The organism is Armatimonas sp., from assembly GCF_031410135.1.
Lineage (GTDB): Bacteria > Armatimonadota > Armatimonadia > Armatimonadales > Armatimonadaceae > Armatimonas.
This window is the reverse complement of record NZ_JANNYP010000858.1, coordinates 1-3772: the sequence shown is the minus strand read 5'-3', so window position 1 is coordinate 3772 and position 3772 is coordinate 1. Positions and strand designations below refer to the sequence as shown.

At 58.0% G+C, this 3772-nt stretch carries 4 protein-coding genes; all 4 read left to right on the top strand.

What is annotated here, in order from left to right; all coding sequences use genetic code 11:
* The coding region (locus RMO15_RS30795; RefSeq protein ID WP_309722299.1) for a DEAD/DEAH box helicase at nucleotides 1-1423 on the top strand (1423 nt) is incomplete at its 5' end.
* A 99-nt stretch (nucleotides 1424-1522) separates the two neighbouring features.
* Complete coding sequence (locus RMO15_RS30790; protein WP_309722297.1) at nucleotides 1523-2062, top strand: helicase-related protein; 540 nt, start codon at nucleotides 1523-1525, stop codon at nucleotides 2060-2062.
* The gene (locus tag RMO15_RS30785) at nucleotides 2023-2988 is read left to right on the top strand and encodes a hypothetical protein (protein WP_309722294.1); all 966 of its coding nucleotides are present in this window, start codon (nucleotides 2023-2025) and stop codon (nucleotides 2986-2988) included. The genes RMO15_RS30790 and RMO15_RS30785 overlap by 40 nt, the downstream gene beginning before the upstream one ends.
* Nucleotides 2981-3772, top strand: a 792-nt coding sequence (locus RMO15_RS30780; protein ID WP_309722290.1) for a helicase-related protein, incomplete at its 3' end; no start/stop codon positions are given. The genes RMO15_RS30785 and RMO15_RS30780, both read left to right, overlap by 8 nt.

The window sequence follows — 3772 nt, the reverse complement described above, 5'->3', positions numbered from 1 at the left end:
GTCCTTGTCGTTCTGCTCCTCGTGCTGGTGTGAAGAGTTTATGGATGGGACTTCGTCGTTTGGATGGTATGGAGGAGGGCTGGCAAATGGCTTTTTCAGCGATGTCAGCCCTATCAGCAAAAGATATGGGACAAGATTAGCACTAGCGTGGGGGTTCACCGAGGGAGCCTTCACGGAAGCGGAGCTGGAGAGTGAGGCGCAGGTGGTGGGCGGCGGGATTCTGACATCCCCAAGCCAGCTGTGGCAGGAGCTTCGGAAACAACGTCTCCTGATCGAGCTCACGGACCAGAAAACCCCGGATGATAAGTCGCTGTATCGCTCGCGCTTTGCGGAGACGATCCGCCTGCTGTTTCGCCTGAGGCAGCTCTTTCCCGCACGCCGGCCCGGTGAGCTGGTGGATTGGATGTCGGCGAAGACCCTGGTGGCGGACTACCGGCTTGTGCGAAAGCCACGGCGCTACCCGGAACGCAAGCTAGAAGCGAGCGATGTGGCCCGCGAGCTTTCCTCAATTGCTCTCTCGCCGCATCAGGAAGAGGCGGTGGGCAGGTTCACCGAGAACATGAAGCTGGCCCGGTTTCAGTGCGAGGCGGCGCGGCAGATCCTCAGCTCCCAAGATCGCATCACCCACCAAGGGACGATTGTCTGTGCGGGTACGGGAACGGGGAAGACTCTCTCGTTCTATCTCCCGGTATTTGCCCGGCTCGCCGATCTGGTGGAGGATGCTGTCTACGACACGCTGTGCCTGGCGATCTACCCGCGCAACGAGCTTCTCAAAGACCAGTTCAAAACCGCCTATGCAAACGCTCGCCGCTTGGATGGCATCGGTGACCGTAAGCTGATTATTGGGGTCTACTTTGGCAGCACAGTGCAAAATGCTAAGAAATTTGCAGATCCTAAAGATAGTGCAGCTAAGGCATGGCATCAGGACAGAGTAAATCGTGGCCGAATCTGCCCGTTCCTAACCTGCCCTGAGTGCAGCAGTGAGCTTATCTGGCGTGAGAAGGACTTTGCGGCAGAGGCTCCCGTGGAGCAGCTGTGGTGCACGAAGTGTCGGAAGATCACGGTTCCTGAGGACACCGTCGTGCTGACTCGGGAGCGCATGCACCGGGAGCCGCCGGATATCTTGTTCACGACCACGGAGATGCTGAACCGGTCTTTGTGTGAGCGGGAACGGCATCGCCTCTTTGGGATTGGGACTAAGAAGCTGCGCTTTGCCTTGCTGGATGAGGCACATACCTACTCGGGGGTGAGTGGTGCGCAAAACGCCCTAGTCATCCGCCGCTGGAAATATGCGACCGAGACCCCGTGCCACTTCGTGGGACTCTCAGCGACCTTGCGAGAACCGCGCCGCTTCTTTGCTCAGCTCATTGGTGAGGCCGAAGGCAGCATCGAGGCGATCACGGTTCAGGACGAGGACATGTAAAGCGAGGGATGGTAGTATCAGCTCGCGCTCCGTGGGGATGCTAGCGCCCAGGCGAGCCTCTTGTCTACCTCCGTTCAAACGGTGATGCTACTGGCCCGGATGCTGGATCCTTTGAACAACAAGACACTCAGCGAGGGCCGCTTCCCCCCGAAGCTCTTTGCCTTCACCGATAACCTGGATGTGGCGAACCGCTTCTACCACACGCTGAAGGATGCGGAGAGCTTTGCGCGACGTGGTCGAGGCGGACACATTGATAAGTACCCCCTCGCACTGGAGCGCAACGGTACGAACAACGGACGGCCGTGGCCGGATGCCGCAGAACGCAGAAAGTTCGGCCAGATCTGGGACGCCTGCAAGCAACTGGGTGGTGCCCCTCTTTTGATAGCGCTTCCGCTGGACAAAGTGAACTCGAAAGATGCCGGGGTGGATCCCAAAGCGAAGGTGATCGTGGCGACCTCGTCCCTGGAGGTGGGCTACGACGATAGCACGGTGGGTGCGGTGCTCCAGCACAAAGCCGCGCGTGGAGCCGCCTCCTTTCTCCAACGGAAAGGCCGTGCAGGCAGACACTGTCGGATTAGGGATTCTGATAAAATCGCTACATGGGAAACCTTGCGACCTACCTACAGCACGCCTTTTTAGAGCACTGCCCAGCAGGTTGGAAAGGATCGTACGAAGTTCCCCTACTTGCGCCCGAGTTGGAGAAGACACTTGGATACGCACCGCGTGCTGATGTTCTTCTAGAGCGCATAGATGGTAGTCGGCGTCTCTGGATAGAGTTTGAGATCAGTCGCGCAGATCCGGTCGCCAACCATGCCAAGTTCGCCACAGCGAATCTCTTTCTCCCCCAACCTGAAACCGACACTTTTCTTTCGATGGTGAGTCCGCACGTCGTTCGTGGCCGACGAAACCTTGCGAGCAATGCAGTCGGTGTCATGCGACAAATTGGTATGGATGCTTTTCAGACTCTGCTCCTTCCGACCAACTCTGCCAATGAGATCAAGTACCTCAATCACCTCAAGCTGGAAGAGCTGGGGAGTCAGCAACTCAGCATTGCTTCAGAAATCGATCGAGCATTCGCCGTCACAGAGACAATTCTAACGCGCACTGGTCGCCGCATCCATTTTGTCGGTGACTTTCTCGAAGTGGTTCTGAACCTACGGCGCTGGAATCAGGAGATTGCGACTGAGGAAGGCAAAGCAACTTGGGGACGACGAACCGTCACCTACTTCGTCTACGATCCGGTTAGTAGCCTGTTTGCCCCTTCGAAATTTTGTGCCTATATCGCCATACCCGAACGCAACGCACTCGATGCCCAAACCTATCTTCAAACCCGCTCCGAGATGACAATCGCCTTTTATGCAACACTCGACCAAACCGACCACCGTTTCGATGGCCAACGGGCGCGTAAGCATCTCACCCAGCACCTTGCAATGACTTCCCGATCTTTCGACGATGCTGGTGAACTTCGTCACTCTTTTGAGAATTGGCTCACTCATCATAGAGATGTCATTACAATCCATCCGCAAGGAGCAACACTAATCACTCCACCAAAATGGTTTGAGTAAAAAAGGGGAGCGGGCGGAAATCATTGTTGCCACTCCAGAGCGCCTGGAAGTGCTCTGGCGCAGTGGGGAGGCCAGTGCCTGGCTTGCCTCGGTTCGCAGCATCGTGGTGGACGAGGCCCACTTACTGGGAGACCGCTCCCGTGGCTCCACCCTCGATGCCGTCTTAGGGTCGTTTCTGAGCCAGCCCACGCCCCCGCGCCTGCTGCTCATGTCGGCCACCCTCACCAACCCCACCCATCTCCAGCAGGTACTGGCTCCCTGTGAGAGTATCGTGGTCACGGAGCGCACGCCTCCGCTGACCATCCAAGTTGCCCTGCTAGAAGGCAGTGAGACCGCCGAGGAGCTGGTTCACGAGCATGTCCGCACGGTCTTAGAGGCACCCGGTACCGCGATCCTGATCTTTGTTGCCACGGTCCGCTTTGCCGAGAGTCTCGCCGAGAAGCTCGCCCAGGCCACGGGCCACGCCGCGATTGCCTACCACGCCCAGCTCAGCACAGGGGAGAAAGAGACACGCAGCCAGCGCTACCGCAACGGTGAGGCGCGGATCGCCGTGAGCACGACCGCCCTGGCCATGGGCGTGAACCTCCCCGCCACCCATGTTCTCGTCCGTGATACGAACCTCCAAGGGCGCGGTCATCTCACATCGGGCGAACTGCTTCAGATGCTCGGGCGGGCAGGCCGTGGGCAGGGCGATTGCATATCAATTCGTCAGTATCCTCTCCAAAAACGTATCATCCCAGCCCGCTCGCAAACGACGATTCTTAACACCCACCTTACTGGTGCG

What these genes read in the sequence shown, in the direction of transcription:
- RMO15_RS30790 (WP_309722297.1), top strand. Translation starts at nt 1,523, where the DNA reads ATGCTGGATCCTTTGAACAACAAGACACTCAGCGAGGGCCGCTTCCCC.
- RMO15_RS30785 (WP_309722294.1), top strand. Translation starts at nt 2,023, where the DNA reads ATGGGAAACCTTGCGACCTACCTACAGCACGCCTTTTTAGAGCACTGC.